The sequence below is a fragment of the Bacillus sp. FSL E2-8900 genome (genome assembly GCF_037966225.1).
Taxonomy (GTDB): domain Bacteria; phylum Bacillota; class Bacilli; order Bacillales; family Bacillaceae_G; genus Bacillus_A; species Bacillus_A cereus.
In genome coordinates, this window is record NZ_CP150193.1 from 2,179,404 (window position 1) to 2,196,317 (window position 16,914).

A 16,914-nucleotide genomic window follows, 5' to 3' on the forward strand; every position below is an offset into this window, starting at 1 on the left:
TGAAAGCGTCGCCCTTTCAACAATGTATTTAACTATATGCATTACTAAGGCTTATTACGGACTAGGGCGCTGGTTACCTATTATTTCCGTTCTTATATTCCTTACGTATTTATAGGTTGCACAAAGTAGTGAAATCGTGCGCCTAAAATGAAGAATTAATAAAAATTTGTTAGGAAGGTACAGCAGAGGAATACAGCGTTAATCGGAAAAGCTACAAGCCTCCGGTACATAGGAAACGAATTAGAAAAGAAACGTGGCAAATCGATAGAGAAGCGAAGTTTAGGAACGAGGAGAGAGGGAAAGTATATCGGGAGTTTACGAGAGTGCATGCGGTTAGGAGTTATTATTAAAAATAAATAAAGAATACGTATGAATTATTCCGTAAAAGACCAAATGGGTGAAAATGTTTTTTGTAAATTTATTCTTTAAATTAATTTTTACACTGATTAGCTTTTTTATTATCTATTTAGTAAAATTTTATAAGGTAAGTAGGAACATTTTTGGTAGTTATGGTAAAATACACTAAAGTATTATTGTTAATTCAGTATAAAAATATATTTATACATAATATAGTTAAAAATAATAGAAGGGGTTATTATTATATGCTAAATGAATTTATTACAAATCCATTAGTAACTGCCATGACTACAGAAGCTATAAAGAAGAGTGTGGGGGCAATTATTGATAAATGGGTACAACCAAAGTTGGAGGATATTAAAGTACGAAGAAACATAGATAGTCAATTAGAGAGTTCATTTATTGAGGTTTTTAATGATTATCTTGTTCGAACATACGAACAAAATAAATTTGTTAATGTTATTGCTCTTGGGAATAATCAGGTGGATATAGATCAAATATACCAACCATTAAAAATTAGTAGTGAAACTTATGGGGAAAACTATTACATTACGGATTATGATAGTGGTCTTTTTAATACATACAAAAAAGTTATAATAGAAGATAGTGCAGGTATGGGGAAATCAACTATTATGAAAAAGTTATTTATTTCTTGTATAGAGAAAAATGAAGGTATTCCTATATTTATTGAGTTAAGAAAATTACAAGAAGAAACTGACATAGTAGACTTAATAATAACCCAGCTTAATTCAATTCATAAAGAACACGATAAACAATTAGTGTTAGAGATTATAAATCGAGGAGATTTTATATTTTTCCTAGATGGATTCGATGAGATTCCTTTTGAGTATAAAGATAAAATAGTACATAAATTAAAAGAATTTATTGCGAAATCGAATAATAATATATTCTTACTTACGTCGAGAAATGATAATGTCCTTTCTAGTTTTGGTCAGTTTAAAAAATTTCATATTAATGGAATGCAGTATAATGAAGCTTGCGAAATGATTGAAAAGTATGACAGGATTTTAGGTTTTAACTTGTCAGACTCAATTATTAAACAAATAAATGAGAACTTAGAACAAGATGCATTTAAGGATTTAGTAGAATTTTTAGAAGTTCCCTTTCTTGTTTCTTTAATATACTTAACTTATAAACATAAGCGAGATGTACCAGTAAAAAAAGATCAATTTTATAGAAAAGTATATGATGCATTGTTTGAGGAACATGACCTATCTAAGGATGGTTATAAGCGTCAAAAATATAGCGGATTATCAACAGATCAATTGCATAAACTTTTAAGGAAATTAGGGTTTATTTGTTTGAAGGAAAATCGAATTGAATACAATAAAGATAAATTATTATCTTTGATTGAAAAATCGATAGATAGTCCTTATTTTGAAAATGTAAAGCCTCATGATGTTTTCCAAGATTTAATTTATAATGTACCGTTATTTATAGAAGAAGGGTTTACGTATAGATGGTCACATAAGTCGTTTATGGAATACTTTGCTGCTAATTTTATTTTTATTGACAACGGTGATAGAAAAGAGGAAATACTAGAAGGTATCATGAAAAGTAAGAGAGTCCCAATTTATCTAAATATATTAGATTTGTATTATGACATTGATCAAGAAAATTTTGACAAGGTAATAATTTATCCAATATTAGAAGACTATATAAACTATATTGGAGATATAACTCAATACAAATCTGAAATGGAGCGTTTTTATAAAGAATTCATGTATAAGAAAATAATTATAATTCAAAAAATGTATACTGGATATCCTATATGGGATGGGATACGGATGTTAAAAGAACGTTATTCTGTTGATAATGATTTCTTTTACGAGATAAGCCATGTACAATCTGTTGGTGAAAATCGAGAATTGGGATTGTTCGGTGAAACTACTAGCGTATTAGATTTATTCCTGTTACTTAAAAATAAAAAATCTAATATAATGAAAAAATTCTCGTTTGATCCAGAATGTATGGTGGCAGAGGTAGATAAGGATATACATATTATTTCATATTTGGATGTTAGTTTAAATGAATCTGAAATTAAAGAGAATATAACATATATATCAAACTCAGGTTATATTCGCTATAAAAATTTAAATTATTACCTTGATTATGAAAAATGCTTGGAGTATAAAAAACGTATTGAATTAGAAATTGAGAAAAGAAATAACGACACGATTTTTAGCGACTTCTAAACTGTTAAAAATCACTTTTTAAGTGATACGCAAATGCAACGTAGGCAGGAAGGTACTCGTCAGAGGAAGGGAAACGGCAGTGGAGTTTCGTTAAAGGCAGCTTTCGCTTTAGCAGCAGATTCGTTAGACCACCGTATTCCTAGACGAAGAAAGCGTACAGTTAACGAAATGTTACGAAGTGATACCACAAAGTCTAGGAATAAGGAACGTGTGGCGAAGTACAGGGAGTTTATAGGGATACAGCCTATTATGAATTATGTTGTTAGGGAGGAAATTGTAAAGTAGCCTTAAGGGCGGCAACAGAAAAGATGTACAGGACCGCTTATATTGCGGTCTTTTTTTGATTACATCAGCTTTTATGGACAAACGGCAAAATAAGATTTAAAATAAAAAATACAATATTATCCTAATTAAATAATATGATAGATTCTAGGTGAATACTGAGTTTGAACATCAGATCAAGTGTTTTTCTATAATGAGGGAGAGGGATATAAACTGGGGAAGTATCAAAAAATAAGGCGCAAAATGAGAAACATAAAAAACTTTTTCCGAAAAGTATATTTTAAGGTGGAGGGGAAGATAAGATACCCAATAACCTATTCTTTGTTTACCTTTGTCAGATATATAGAAATAGGAATAGTCGTATTGATAATTACGACATTATTACAAAAATTCAGGGTTTTGAATTGGGAATGGTTAGAGGGAATTTTGAGTCTAATACCTACTATATCTGATGAAACACTAAATCGACAATTTTTGTTTTCACAAATCAGTACAACCTTTCTTATTTTATCTTTGTTTTCATTAATAACCAATCTTAAAAAAGAAAAAGTTTTTGGGATTTCTATTTATAAAATTGCCTTTGCTAAGTCTGTTTTAGGGAATATTATATTTATAAGTGTTTCTGTATTTTGTCTTTTGTTTACTAATATTTGGATATATATTACCGATAGTTCTTCTAGTATAATTTTTAATGTGTTTCTAATAACTTTGTTTTTGTTAAGTTTGTTTGTTATCAAAATTATTCTTTATTCCAACAGCCAAGCACTAAGTATTAATAAGGTTGCTAGTATGTATTACACGGAAAATATAAAGATAGTGCGTAAACCGAGAATGAAGATAGGGGCACAGGAAGAATTTTCAGAGTATCTATTTGATTTAAATGAAGATGCTATAGAAAAAATTCTAAAAGGAGATATAGAATATCATAGAAACTTTTACATATACGAGAGAATAGCGAATTTATCATTGATAAACTATAAAAGTAAAATTCAAGAAAACTATACTGAAATCTCAAGCAAACCTGATATCATATTAATGTGGGTTTCAGCTATTGAAGAGTTAGTAAAAAAGGGACTATATACAGAAGCCCTTAGTCAATACAATAGAATGATTAGTTTGTTCATTAGGCACGAAGTGTATTTATCTTCATTTCGAATCAACGAACTTCTAGAGCAAATTTTGATAAGTATTTCTGCAGCAGAAAGTAAAGTAATCCTTGAACAGAATCAAAAGTTAATATTAGGCTCTATAGAAGTTACAATGAAATATGGTTATTTTGGATTTAACAATGATTTCTCCTACACAAGATTAGGAAAAAAGAAAAATATGTTTTATTTACAGCCTTTATACGGTAATTTTATGAATGATTGTTATAATTTGATCGATAAAAATAAAAATTTTACGGACTTAGAAAAATCGAGAAAAGTTTATGAGTATTTTGAAAAGCTTAGAATGATGCCGTGGAGTGTAACAAACTACATACCAACTGAGATAAAATATTTTGACGTGAGTAGGGAACTTAAAGAATATAATGAAGATGTATATTTAGTAGGGGTTCCACTAAGTAATTTGTTGTTAGTATTGATACAAGAGGATAAGAAAGGGAGATTACTGTATTTTTTAAATGACTATAGAGATAATTCGATATATCTGGCTTGTTTGATAGTTGCTTCTAAGTTGGCAACCTTATATGTAAGAACTAAGGAAGATGAGAAGGATAAAAAACTTATCGGAGAATATTTAGTGTGGATATTATCTAAAATAATTGAATTAGATGAGAAGAAGATTAAATATTATTGTTATACTATAGGACAGACAATGGGGAGAGCAACGAGTAACTTATATAGTGCGGTTTATTTGACAACGAGAAATAAAGAAATTTTAAACATCGTTAAACAAACTATTATGATTAAGAAGAAAAGTATTAATGTGGAGGATATAGTTTTTTCTAACCGGGAGTTGAGTGAAATAGTAAAGCTATTTTTCGCTAAATATGATAAAAATCTTTTGAAAGATAAGCAAGAGGAAGCAGATCAGAAACTTAGTGAAAAATTTGGTTTGTTGGTCAATTTATTATAGTTCATGTATGTTTATCTATCGTTTAACTACTTATTTTATAGCTTTTTGTATCCTATTAAAAGACGTCCCTCAAGGGCGTCTTTTTTACGTATTATAATCGAAGAGGAGACGATAATATGGTAGATAACTACGCGATTGAAATTAAAGACACGGAAGGTAAAACGTATTTACTCTGCAAAGAAGGTAGCGCTGAATTATTAACGTTCGCTACATACGAAGAAGCAGACGATTACAACTACGAATTTGAAGATACATTATTCGACGGACTTACGAGTCGCGCCGTTAAAACAAGCGAATATTTCAACTAAACTTACGGCGGTCATTGCGACCGCTTTTTTTATTTTACTTTAATCTATCGGAGGTTCTATATATGGAAAACAAAGGGTACTTTTACTGTTATTCGCCAGCGTTACACGTATTTTTACGAGAGCGTGGTATACGTTATATCTGCATGGCATTAAACGAGAATACATTACGTAAGTTTTGGCAGTATAAGAGTTCGCCAGAATTAGACGAAGCACTAGCTACTTGGGCAGCGAATAAGCCTAAGTAGCTTTTTATATACGTTAAGTAGCGGTTTGTTTATATCGAATATATTTTATATGGAGGTTTTATATATGGAAAACGAAAAGCAACGCGCACTACCGTTTGATTTATCGAAAGGGTTCACGGCTATACCTACGTCTGTAATGCGTCACTACACGTACTTACCTGGATTTAACGGTAATGTCATTCTAGTGTACGGATATATTATCGCGATGTACAATCCGCAATACGGTTACGCGTTTCCTACGCATGATCAAATAGGGTTAGCGTTAAATATGTCGAGGAAAACAGTCGGTAAACACATCAGCGTTTTAGAGGACGCTGACCTTATCGAAGTAAGTAAACGTGGTGGTAGTACAAACGATACTTATACGTTACTTAAGCCGATAGAGGAAGAACGTGAATTCTATTCGAGGTTTCCACAAGCGTGGGAGAAACGTCAGAAAGCGGAAGTAACAACGGGGAAAGATGTTAAAGAGCGTTATGAAAGAAAGGCTAGATACGAAGATAATCAGGATAGTAGTGACGATATCATATCGTATTTGTAGTACGATTAATCCAGTGAGTAATTATTACACATTGAATGAGTAATTTTTACCCATTGAGTGTGAACTTTTTACTCCGTATATATATTTACTTACTATAAAGATTTACTATTAAGAGATTAAGAGTATAAGTACTATTCGGTAAGTATTCACTAACGTTCATACTTACCGGTAATCCTTTTCTAACGAAAAGAATTACTATCTTATATATTATCGATAAAGTATTTATATAAAAGATACTCCGCTAATGTATTGAGAAATATATAAGGATATTAAACTTCAAAGGATTCTCCGTGGATAAATAGAAGTATGTCCGTATCTGTTTATATTGAAAAGGGAGAGTCGGTTAGTATGATAAGTTTTGGGATTAATTTACGTACTATCATAAGTTATACGCAAGTGAGTAGGAATCGTAACAATATAAAAATACTAAGTAAGTTGGGCATAAGATTATTTGATACGAACGGTGAACCGTTACCTGTTTCGGAGGTTAATCAAGAATTAATGACGGCATTAAAACGTCAAGACATAAATAAGCAACGATATATAATAAGCCATTTAGAAGGATAGAAAATATGGTATTATTCGGCGTCTCTTAAATAGAGGCGTTTTTATTTTGCGTAGAAAGGAGGATGTATTCTTTTCTCTAAGAGGAAAATGATAAAATACTACGAAAGTAATATAGAGGAGGGATGGCGAGTGAAAGGGAGCGTTTTATTCGATAAGAGCAGAGAGAGTTGGTACTTTTCATTTGATAGAAAGAAGGATCCATTCACAGGAAAGCGTCGACAAGTGAAGCGAAGGGGCTTTACATCTAAACAGGAAGCCTACGAAGCGATGGTGAAATTGCAAGCTGAAATGCTAGACGAAGAATTTACGGATCTATCGACGATGAAATATGGTATATATGTTGATGAATGGATGAAGGAGCGTTCATTTTATCTGCAAAAGTCAACGTTCGATATCCATAAGACGTATATAAAAAATGTAATTAAACCACGTATTGGTCACTTTGGATTGCAAAAGATTCAACCAATACATATGCAATCATTCGTTAATAATTTAGCTATGGAAACTAATTATTCGGCTTATACAGTTCACCTTATATTCCGAATAGTAAGTGCTTCGTTAAAAAAGGCGCAGGTTTTAAAGCTTATTAAAGAAAATCCTACCATAGGAATTACATTACCTAAGATAAGAAAAACAGAGGAAATAAATGTATGGACGTTAGAGGAAGTAAACCATTTTATAAATGAGGGTAAGAATGTTTATCGTCCTACTCGATTTTATATTGCCTGTGTCATCGCATTACTGACGGGTATGCGTCAAGGCGAAATCATGGGGCTACGTTGGAGCGACATCGACTTCGAAAATAGGATAATTTACATAAGACAGACGTTAACCCAGACGGGGGAAATTAAAGTAGGCGCTAAAAATAACGCAAGTATACGTAATATACATTTTCCGATAAAACTAATCGAAGAGTTAGAGATACATCGTGAAATGATAAAGAGAGAACGTTTATATCACGGTAGAGATTACGAGAATAATGATCTAGTAATATGTGCACGTAAAGGAAACCCGTTAATCCCTAGAAATGGTCGCATAGAATTCTATAACTTAACGGAGAAACTCGGATTACCTAAGATACGATTCCATGACCTACGCCACACACATGCAACTATGCTGATTCAGCAAAACGTGAATGTAAAGCTGATATCAGAACGGTTGGGGCATACGGATATTCAGACGACTTTGAATACCTATAGTCATGTGCTACCGACAATGCAGCGTGAGGTTGCAGAGAAGCTTGATGAGATGTTTGGGGAGTAGTGAGAAAGAGAGCGCTATGCAAAGCGCTCCAATCATCCCAAGCTACACAACTCTATTTTCTTCTCGCTGATTATCAAACCACCTTATTACTTGTTGAGCAAGAATATCAACACACATAACAAATTCGTAAAGTTGCTCTTTTGGACACTCCATTCCCTTTTTTTCGTAATTAGTTTTCGCATGGGCAAACATATTTCTTGTATTATTGATGGCGGTAGATACTTCTTCAATCGCTTTTTGTTTATTATCTGGAGTGTTAGCTGAAACTAATCGTTTTGTCGCCTTTAAGAAAGGGGGGGCTATTGATAAAATTTCAGAAATATCACAGCAAGTTTGAACTGTTAATTTTATTGCCTGATGCTCTTTTTTGTTATTGCGGTAATCTTCAAATACTTTACCTAATTCAAGTATATATTCTGCATCTGGTTTTAGTGCTTTAGGACTAGCTAGTTTCTTTAAAGCCTCTTCAATTAATTCTTGTTGAATAACTGTTTGAGATACGTATTCTATTACTTTTGTATAATTCAGCATTAAAATTTCTGCATCAGCTGTGGACAATGTAGAATTATATATTTGTAACAACTCTCTAATCCCTTTCCCCTCTAATAAAGGTCGAGCTCTGGAAGGTATGTCATCATCTTCTTCATCATTTGTGTCAGTTAATTCAGGGATTACTCTTTGTGATGTATGTATATTTAATTTAAATGATGATTTTAATTCGAATAGATAAGCTTGTGCTAAATCGTCAATAACGGTTTCATCTATTCCATCGTCACATCTTATCTCTATAAAAATATCCTCGTAATTGAAAGCAGGTATATATTCTGTATACAAATCCTCAATAATAAGAGACATTCCGTAACTAGTTATATCCTCCACAATTTCAATAGTATATTTTTTATTTTTTATATATTGTGTTACGATATCCGGAGCTTGATACCTTGCTTTTAAAATAGAATCATCATGACTATCAATTGGAATTAATGCGACCTTATCTCCTATAAACTTGTAATCATCTATGGTTTTTCTTTTTTTTGCTTCTGATACTACATCTAGCAGCCTTTCGAGGCTAACATTATGATTTTCATATTCATTATTTCCACTATCGAAGTAGAAACTAAATTGTATCTGTCGGTCAACGAAAACATCTTGATCAGTATCTTCCCCGGTATAAAAATAAGATTCTAAATCAAATTCATCATTAGCAGTAATATTGTATTCCTCAAAAAAGGTAAATAACTCCTCTGCTTCATCCTTTAACTTCTCTGGAATAAACTTTATAGACATATATCTCCCACCTTATCTTGAAACGTATCTTAATTATAATGGAATTAAAATGCATATTAAACAAAAAAGGCATCTATTGCAAGTGACTACCGCTAACTAAGCGAAGTGTAAACGTTAAGGAAGATCGGTAAGAGGAAGGGAAGACGTTAAGTTTATACGGAAATAACGAGATAACTTACTGATAAAACGGAGGAGGAATTACGGTGATTAGGGATAAGATCGGCCTTACATATTTCCTTATAATATATAGATAATAAAGAGTGAAATTAGTATAATTGTAGTGAAAATATAAAGGGCATAAAGAAAGGGATTATTTAGATGAATGAATATTACGGGGAACGTCACGGTTTAGTCAATAAGAATAAATATGACCTACGAGACTTAAGGGATTTATTTGTATTATTTCATGATAATTTACGTAAAGATGGGTACCTAATTAAATTCTATGGCGGAAAAGATAGCTGGGGAGGTTTCCATTCAGGTATTTGTGGGGATAATATGGATGTTTTTTGTTTTTCTAAAACTGGATATAAAGGACTCTTGCCAGTAGATTACGGTATCAGATATAAAGAATCTCAAATATTTACTTTAATAGAGATGTTTTATACATATGTTAACGATAATGATCCTTTTTCTGATGGCGACGGAAAAATAGAGTATAGAAAGCGTATAAACAAAATACTTAACAGTTATGGGAAATGTTGGGAATTGACTGATGAAGGCTATGTGCGTGAATTAGTGGATAATGGATTATCAAATCTTTTAGCACAAGAATACGATGATTCAGATATCTATACTGATATTAGTGAAGCTAAACAAAAATTCCTTAAATATGGAGCAACACTAGACGATAAAAAAGACGCGTTAATCCGTCTAGGTAATATAATGGAGCCCCTTCGTGATGAAATGAAGGCATCACTATCTAAAGCAGATACGAGCGATATTTTTAATCTATTAAACAACTTCCAATTACGCCATAACAATGCTAAACAAAAAACGGATTATGATAAAGAAATTTATTATCCATGGATGTTCTATCAAATGTTAGCTGCGCTAGATGCATTTTTGAAAATCAAAGAGCGAGGGCAATAAAGGCGAGTGATATTTGCCAGGAGTACGGTTATTAAAAAGAGGCTACCTTAATTGGCGGCCTTTTTTGTTTTCCTATAATTGATAGCTGGCAAGGGGAGTAATTAGTGATATTTTACAAAAAAGTTATCTTGTTTATTACACCTATCTATTTTTTATTATATGTATCTTTAATAAAACTAAATGATTTATCCTTTAGATAAAAGCTCAAATGTGGATACTCTAAATTAAATAATAAATAATTAAATAACCCCCAAAATAAACTTTTTACTTTAGTTTCTGAGGTTCCTTTAATCCTCTGGAATATATGTTTTTTAACATTTTTGGGGAGTAAGTTAATAATATCCTCTATTACTCCTTCATCTAAATCCATTTTTAAATCATGTGCTAGTCTATTTCTTAAGCGGTTTACTTTTGAAATTGCTTGGTACGTTTCTAATTCAATAAAACCAATACTTCTTATTAGTTCTAGTTTTTGAGAAAAATTAAATATATTCATTTTAGGGGTATTCGGAAAATAATCTACAAGCATTTTGTTCATTATTGATTCTAAATATAAATGACCTTTAATAAAAATATATAACGGTTCTTGATTTTCCATATCACTAAAAAATTCACACATAAAATCAAAGTGTTTATTTATTTTGTTTGTCATTTCCAAGTGATTTTCCCTCCCGCAGACATAAATACCAATTAATATTATTTAATTCTATCATACAAAAAGCACGCAAAAAAGACCGCTTATAGAAAGGACAATGTCGAAATCGATTCTTTAAATGCTTGAATAAATCTGTTTGTTGATCCGTCCGGCATTTCGCGCGCTTTCTCGAGTTCCTCGTCGGAGTATGACGTTAATTCATATAGAAAGGACATTGTGGTTGGTAATTCATGCACCGGTGCATGTTTCCCGAATCGTTCATACACTCGAATAAATCCACGTAAACCTAACATAACTGAACAAATAAGCGAACTCTCATCGTTATGCATTACGTTACATATTCATATTACCAGCCGAACGCTCGTGACGCGCGTCCACCCTCTGAATCTCACCTTTTCGATAATTTCTCCCACGCACGGAAATCGTGCATCGTAACTAATGTAATATCTAACGATGGGAAGTAGCTGTTTTCCTTCGTATATATAGAAATAACTAAAATATCGATTTCCCAACGCTTCCCATTTCGCCAGCTTTCGGCTTGTTATATACAGCCATTCCGAAACTTTTAACGTAAGTGTAAAGCGGCTTAATTCAACACTATATATAGAAGAGATTGATTACGGTAGTTTACAACGGTTTACATTTTATCAGTCTCCGCCGTCTTACACACACCCGCCTGGAATTTTCGGAAGTGGGTCATTTTTCGCCTATATATAGAAGAAACTCGTTTAGCGCCTTTCTTAATACTTCCGATTTCATCAGCTTCACCCCTTCGGAAGAGACGTGCCTTGAAAACTTCAACCCAGCCGTCCGTTACCTCCGTTCATAAAAGTATACCTTTACGAACCATCGATAATAGGTCGATTATTAGGTGAAATGGCGTTCGTTTAATATTAGAAATCAATTTACGGACGTTCGTTTATTTTGTTGACTTTTACGAATGTTCATTTTACAATCGAGTCAAACATGAAGGAAAGGGAGTAAGGGGAATGGCGGAGAGTAGAAAGATTGGGTACGTTAGGGTAAGCGCTAAGGATCAGAACGAAGGCAGACAGTTAGAAGCGTTAAAGAAGTTAGGGATTTCCGAGCGTGACATATATGTAGATAAGCAAAGCGGTAAAGACTTCGACCGACCAGAATATCAGATACTAAAGCGTGTGTTACGTAAAGGGGATATATTATACGTTCATTCGCTTGATAGGCTAGGACGCAATAAAGACGCAATACTAAAAGAATGGAACGAGATAACGCAAGAGATACAAGCAGACATCATCGTAATAGATATGCCGTTACTAGATACGACGAAGTATAAGGATAGTGTCGGTACGTTCGTGGCTGACCTGGTACTACAAATACTATCGTGGATAGCCGAAGAAGAGCGTAAGAAGATACGTATACGGCAAGCTGAGGGGATATCCAACGCACGTAAGCAAGGGAAAGAGTTAGGCAGACCGAAAGCAACGATTACAGATAATTTTATGGATGCATATAAACGATGGAAAGCTGGAGAAATAACGGCCGTAGCAGCGATGAATGAGGCGGAAGTAGGGAAGACGACGTTTTATAAACTAGTAAAAGAATATGAAGCAAAATTATAGTCGGTAAGTATACTCGCTTTTTTATTTAGGGGCGGGGGAGGTTTTCGGGATTATGCTTCACCAGGTGCTTGCAAAATCCGTGCAAAATTTAAAACTTCAGCTCTAACCCCTAGATACTACTCTACGTTTTAAAGTATATAAGCTGTTTGGAAGGTATTTATACAACTTCGCATGTACATACTCAATTTCGCTGATAATACTCTAGGAAAAACGGCCTTAAAACGTGTAATATAGACGCCAAAGTTGACGTAAACGGTTCGCCTCAATACCGCGTGCACAATTCGAAAGGGAATACGTATTACATTATGGCTAGTAATTCGTATATGGAAGTACGTTAATCGGACGTAAAAAGACCGCCTATTACGGGCGGTCGATTTTTTTTATTAAGTGTTTTTTAATGCTTGTTTTAGCGTTTTAACTGTTTGTTCAAGCCATTCTAATGGTGTTATTTCTAATCCTTCAAAATATATCCCATCTGCTGAAAACTGTATGTACTCATTTTTTTCTTTATCACTATAATCACTTTGAATAAATTCAGTTAGAAAAATAATAGCGTCTTGTAAATATTCCGTACTTTCTTCTTCAAGTAACTCTTGGAGTGCTTCTTCGTAAAATGTATCTTGATGAAATGTTGCTGCTAAGAACTGATAAACCGGATTTTCTGGATTTTTTTTTAATAGCATATATTTCTTTCCTCCTATTAGTCAACTGGATAACCTGTTAAAATGAAATTTCCATTGCCGTCTTTTTTTAAGACAATTTTGGCATTTTTCATATCATGAGCTGTTGTAGCCCCTCTCCGTACTCCACGCCCAATAATATCATTATTATAATAATCCAACGCTATCGTAGAACGGCTTCGGGGATTATTTAACCAATCTCTAATAATTCGTTGGTTATTAGGGTCACTGAGGGTAGCATTAGCTACTTTCTCAGCGGTAGCCCTATCAGTAAAAGTTGATGCCCCTGTTATTCTAGAATCATTCTGTAATCTTTGCAACAACTCTTCATCTGTTTTTCCTACGTGTCTTTCGATTAAATGTCCACCTCTAGCTTTATGCGCTTCTAGTCCGCCTCCTGGAGTAAGCGGACTGCTATCACCAGGTTTTACATTAAGAATATTTTCATCTCTAGTAAATTGATAGGTCGATAACTTTTCCTCAACTGCTCTAAAATCTGGCGTATCAAATCTAGACCGCAAACTGTCTCCGCCAGCAAAAGCAAATCGGTCTTTCAATGGTAATTGACTTGAAATAGAAGGGATATTCTCTGAAAATCTTGCTGAATTTACAGTGCTTCCAAGGGAAGTTACTTTTCCAATTTTGTTTGCTCCTTTATCCCCAATCCATCCTAACCCAAGTTCCATAAAAATCTGTGTTCCCCATTGTGTACGCCTTTCAGCATCTCCATGCCAAAAATCATTCATAAATGAATCAGAAAAAGTATTCCACGCAATAGAGGCTGTCTCTAGGGGATGACCTATAGCATACTTAATATTTTCTTTTGTTACTGTATCGTCTAGTGAATTGAATCCTTCTACAATCTCTCCGATAACTTGCCCAGAACCAACGTATATACCGTCCCAAACTTTTCTAAGCATAGATTTTTCAGGGGGGGTATCATACATTGTACCTTCTTCGATATTACCATCTGATGATAAATCGCTAGTTACAATATTGTCCGCTTGACGTTCCCTAGCTTCTGTAATCGCTTGAATAGAAGTAGTCCACTCCATATTCAACCCTTGCGTACTAAATGTACCACTTGCGGGACTAAAACCTTTTCCACTTTGAACTTCGGCAAGACCTGCCGCAATACTAGCTGCTAGTTGAATCGCTGTAGCATAATTATTACTAGACGTTTGATTGAATTCATACAGGTGTTCTAACTTTTCTTGAAGTTTGTGCCTCATGGCAATAAAAAGATTCGCCATAGCGTCCATACCTGGGATCGGCATAGTTTGGTTGAGCGCTTCTGTACTTGCTATCATTCGGTCAATTTCTCGAATTTGTTCTAATATTTCTTGTTCAATTACATCTGCCTGAGCTACTTGTGATTGAAATTGACTTGGAAAGGCATCGTTCTGACGGATTAATTCTTCACATAAATAAATGATTCCTTGTGCTAAAGGGCGAAAAGTTTCTGCGAAAAATGCTTTTGCACTATCGTAAGTTTGCCCTTGTAGAACGGTATCACTGGTAAAAACATCAATCGACTGAATAGCTTGTTCCATACCTTGAATGGTAGCGGTACATACAGCATTCATACTTTGAGTTTGGCTTTGTACTTCTTCTAAATACATATTTAAACTCATGGATTCACTCCCCTGAATTTTTTGCAAGTATAATTATACCAAAAATTATCTATATTTTCCTTTAGGTATTTGTATTACTTTATATATATACCGCTAAATTCCTAGACAATTCTCTCGATATTTGACCATAGAATTTACGTTAGCACTTCGAAAAGGTATCCTTTAGACCGCATATCTCTTCATGTGACCAAATAAATACCTATTTAGAAAACGTGTTGCCAAAATGATACCTATTTCGGACTCCGGTGACGTATCCTTTCCATAGTTCCCGACGTCGGGAAGTTTCCATAAAAAAGAACGCTCTATTCAGCGTCCGATTGGTTCGATTCTTTCAAAATAATAAGTTCTCTAATATCTACAATTTGTAATTCAGTAGCAATTTTTTCGATAGCCTTTATAGGAAGTTGCTTGCTTTTATTGTGATACAGATCGTGAATAGTCGCTGCTCTTACCCCGGTTGCTTCAGACAAATCCTTCTGGGATAATCCTCGTTTTTCCAATTGTTCTTTTAATAACACCTTAATCTCCATAGGTTAAAACTCCTTTTTTATTTTAAGTATAAATTAAATTACGAAAATCGTAAAATAACACTTGAAAATTACGAAAATCGGAATTATACTAAGTTTGTAATTACGAAAATCGGAATTTTGAAAGGAGATAAAACGAAATGAATCTAAAAAATCTCGAAGAGGTAAATGTAAAAGTAACTATTCAGAATCACGACGGCAGCACCGCTATATTCACCGAAAAGGGGCTGAAAATCTGTGATACATTAATTCTTAGTGTTTATGAAGCTGGCTTATCTATCAACAAGTTTCACTACGATCAAACAGGCGACATAGTTCTAGATGAAGAGATACTCGATTTGCAAGGTTCAGTCAATGACTACGGACTTAACTTAGAAGAGATTAGTAACATGAACGCTATCGAATTCTTATTGAAAATCACAACGCTCACAAAGGGTTTACATTAATGGAGGCGCTGAAAATGTTCGCAAAGCTAAATCGTTACTTCGGTCTTGAGACGTTATCTGATCGTGTCTGGTATTACGGAGTCTTCGGAGTAGGCGGAACGTTGTTTTTGCTTGATTTATTCATAGCGTACGTCTTATAAAATTTCGAAAAGGTGAGTCGTAGCCGTTCGCCTGCGGTAGGCAGGCAGGTGAATAATCGACCGAAGTGGTGCGTTAAGGTGGCATGGAGCCTTAAGGTTGGCGCCTTATGATTGCATGTGACTTTTCGTCATCGGCCTATAAATAAAAGGGGGAAACGAAAATGGAGAAAATAACGGTTAATTTTCATTATCAAGATGTAGATGGATTAAAAGAATCGAAGTATGAAGCGTTTTTGTTATCGGATTCTGTATATTACGAGTTTAACGGAGAGAACATAACCTTCCGAGAAATACCTTTGTACGAACGCGGCAAAAAAGAGTTAACGATTTACGATTCAGATAGTTATAAATCGGCCGAAATTCAATGTAAAGCAGAAATCGAAAATATACACGAAATGAGCGCCTTAGAATTTATTGAAGCGGTACTAGAAGGAGAGAATTAAACCAGCGGCAACTGGTCGAAAAATACACCCAGGCAAGGTAAGACGAAAACAACGACGGCAATTATATATATATATAACGATTTAAACACACGCAGCCTATACGCGTGTTTTTTTGCGTTTATGTGATTAGGAACTGTGCGGAATGAAAAATTTACACGATTTTTTTAATATAACCGAAAATTTATCCAGGATTTTTGTGCGAAAAGGATAAGTCATGCGTCTTATTTAGTGTAGGAGTTAAACGTCATAAAAAAATTTGCGTAAAAGTATCTAACGGGAGTCTAACTTAGTATATCTGTAACACGCCAATCCAATGGGTAATAATTACTCGTTGAGTGTGTACTTTTTAATCCGTATATAGATTTACTATTAAAAGATTAAAACCTTGCGACTTCGGTTCCGGCTATCGCCTACACTTGTCGCCCTATCCTTTATATATTTTCGATTATGTACTTAATATATTATCGGCGAAGGAATTAGATAGTAGCAGACGGCTTTGGAGCGTAGCGGAAAAGGCGGATGCAGGGTTTAACTACTTTAGCACTTTTATATAC

Annotated in this window: 19 protein-coding genes; 13 read left to right on the forward strand and 6 right to left on the reverse strand. The window is 33.8% G+C overall.

From position 1 onward, the window contains the following. The first annotated feature begins 602 nt into the window (after positions 1-602). From NST90_RS11300 to NST90_RS11335, 8 genes are all read left to right on the forward strand, one after another. Complete coding sequence (locus NST90_RS11300; RefSeq protein ID WP_165851655.1) at positions 603-2,573, forward strand: NACHT domain-containing protein; 1,971 nt, start codon at positions 603-605, stop codon at positions 2,571-2,573. Positions 2,574-2,606: 33 nt separating this feature from the next. Then, positions 2,607-2,858: a hypothetical protein gene (locus tag NST90_RS11305; RefSeq protein WP_098220926.1), complete on the forward strand. Its 252-nt coding sequence runs from the start codon at positions 2,607-2,609 to the stop codon at positions 2,856-2,858. Positions 2,859-3,218: 360 nt separating this feature from the next. After that, on the forward strand, positions 3,219-4,934 hold the full coding sequence (locus NST90_RS11310) for a hypothetical protein (RefSeq protein ID WP_133300460.1): 1,716 nt from the start codon (positions 3,219-3,221) through the stop codon (positions 4,932-4,934). 116 nt (positions 4,935-5,050) lie between these two features. Continuing rightward, positions 5,051-5,242, forward strand: coding sequence for a hypothetical protein (locus tag NST90_RS11315; protein ID WP_098220928.1), 192 nt, complete (start codon positions 5,051-5,053; stop codon positions 5,240-5,242). Positions 5,243-5,304: 62 nt separating this feature from the next. Further along, entirely contained in the window at positions 5,305-5,487 is a 183-nt protein-coding gene (locus NST90_RS11320) for a hypothetical protein (protein WP_098220929.1), read from the forward strand. A gap of 64 nt (positions 5,488-5,551) precedes the next feature. Further along, positions 5,552-6,028, forward strand: coding sequence for a winged helix-turn-helix domain-containing protein (locus tag NST90_RS11325; protein ID WP_098220930.1), 477 nt, complete (start codon positions 5,552-5,554; stop codon positions 6,026-6,028). A gap of 348 nt (positions 6,029-6,376) precedes the next feature. Next, positions 6,377-6,595, forward strand: a complete 219-nt coding sequence (locus NST90_RS11330; RefSeq protein WP_086423377.1) for a hypothetical protein — start codon at positions 6,377-6,379, stop codon at positions 6,593-6,595. 129 nt (positions 6,596-6,724) lie between these two features. Next, complete coding sequence (locus NST90_RS11335) at positions 6,725-7,858, forward strand: tyrosine-type recombinase/integrase (protein WP_098220945.1); 1,134 nt, start codon at positions 6,725-6,727, stop codon at positions 7,856-7,858. A 42-nt stretch (positions 7,859-7,900) separates the two neighbouring features. On the opposite strand, the gene NST90_RS11340 is transcribed toward NST90_RS11335, so the two are convergent. Beyond that, entirely contained in the window at positions 7,901-9,145 is a 1,245-nt protein-coding gene (locus NST90_RS11340) for a hypothetical protein (RefSeq protein WP_098220931.1), read from the reverse strand. 318 nt (positions 9,146-9,463) lie between these two features. Between NST90_RS11340 and NST90_RS11345 the strand changes: the two genes are divergently transcribed. After that, on the forward strand, positions 9,464-10,237 hold the full coding sequence (locus NST90_RS11345; RefSeq protein WP_098220932.1) for a hypothetical protein: 774 nt from the start codon (positions 9,464-9,466) through the stop codon (positions 10,235-10,237). Positions 10,238-10,382: 145 nt separating this feature from the next. Here NST90_RS11345 and NST90_RS11350 read toward each other — a convergent pair whose 3' ends face one another. Together NST90_RS11350 and NST90_RS11355 are read right to left on the reverse strand one after the other, a co-directional pair. Continuing rightward, positions 10,383-10,895: a hypothetical protein gene (locus NST90_RS11350; protein ID WP_098220933.1), complete on the reverse strand. Its 513-nt coding sequence runs from the start codon at positions 10,893-10,895 to the stop codon at positions 10,383-10,385. Between the two features lie 80 nt (positions 10,896-10,975). Further along, positions 10,976-11,221 carry a hypothetical protein gene (locus NST90_RS11355; protein ID WP_133300459.1) on the reverse strand — a complete coding sequence of 82 codons (246 nt, stop codon included), beginning with the start codon at positions 11,219-11,221 and terminating at the stop codon, positions 10,976-10,978. A 660-nt stretch (positions 11,222-11,881) separates the two neighbouring features. Here NST90_RS11355 and NST90_RS11360 point away from each other — a divergent pair. Next, positions 11,882-12,490, forward strand: a complete 609-nt coding sequence (locus tag NST90_RS11360; protein WP_098220934.1) for a recombinase family protein — start codon at positions 11,882-11,884, stop codon at positions 12,488-12,490. 383 nt (positions 12,491-12,873) lie between these two features. Here NST90_RS11360 and NST90_RS11365 read toward each other — a convergent pair whose 3' ends face one another. The 3 genes from NST90_RS11365 to NST90_RS11375 all read right to left on the reverse strand — a co-directional run bounded on the left by NST90_RS11365 (position 12,874) and on the right by NST90_RS11375 (position 15,334). Then, on the reverse strand, positions 12,874-13,173 hold the full coding sequence (locus NST90_RS11365) for a contact-dependent growth inhibition system immunity protein (protein ID WP_098220935.1): 300 nt from the start codon (positions 13,171-13,173) through the stop codon (positions 12,874-12,876). Between the two features lie 17 nt (positions 13,174-13,190). Beyond that, positions 13,191-14,804 carry an RNase A-like domain-containing protein gene (locus tag NST90_RS11370; protein ID WP_098220936.1) on the reverse strand — a complete coding sequence of 538 codons (1,614 nt, stop codon included), beginning with the start codon at positions 14,802-14,804 and terminating at the stop codon, positions 13,191-13,193. 302 nt (positions 14,805-15,106) lie between these two features. Further along, complete coding sequence (locus NST90_RS11375) at positions 15,107-15,334, reverse strand: helix-turn-helix transcriptional regulator (RefSeq protein WP_098220937.1); 228 nt, start codon at positions 15,332-15,334, stop codon at positions 15,107-15,109. 137 nt (positions 15,335-15,471) lie between these two features. Between NST90_RS11375 and NST90_RS11380 the strand changes: the two genes are divergently transcribed. From NST90_RS11380 to NST90_RS11390, 3 genes are all read left to right on the forward strand, one after another. After that, on the forward strand, positions 15,472-15,777 hold the full coding sequence (locus tag NST90_RS11380; protein ID WP_309306795.1) for a hypothetical protein: 306 nt from the start codon (positions 15,472-15,474) through the stop codon (positions 15,775-15,777). A gap of 14 nt (positions 15,778-15,791) precedes the next feature. Beyond that, on the forward strand, positions 15,792-15,917 hold the full coding sequence (locus NST90_RS11385; RefSeq protein ID WP_118043260.1) for a DUF3961 domain-containing protein: 126 nt from the start codon (positions 15,792-15,794) through the stop codon (positions 15,915-15,917). Between the two features lie 161 nt (positions 15,918-16,078). Continuing rightward, entirely contained in the window at positions 16,079-16,360 is a 282-nt protein-coding gene (locus NST90_RS11390; RefSeq protein WP_098220939.1) for a hypothetical protein, read from the forward strand. Positions 16,361-16,914: the final 554 nt, after the last annotated feature.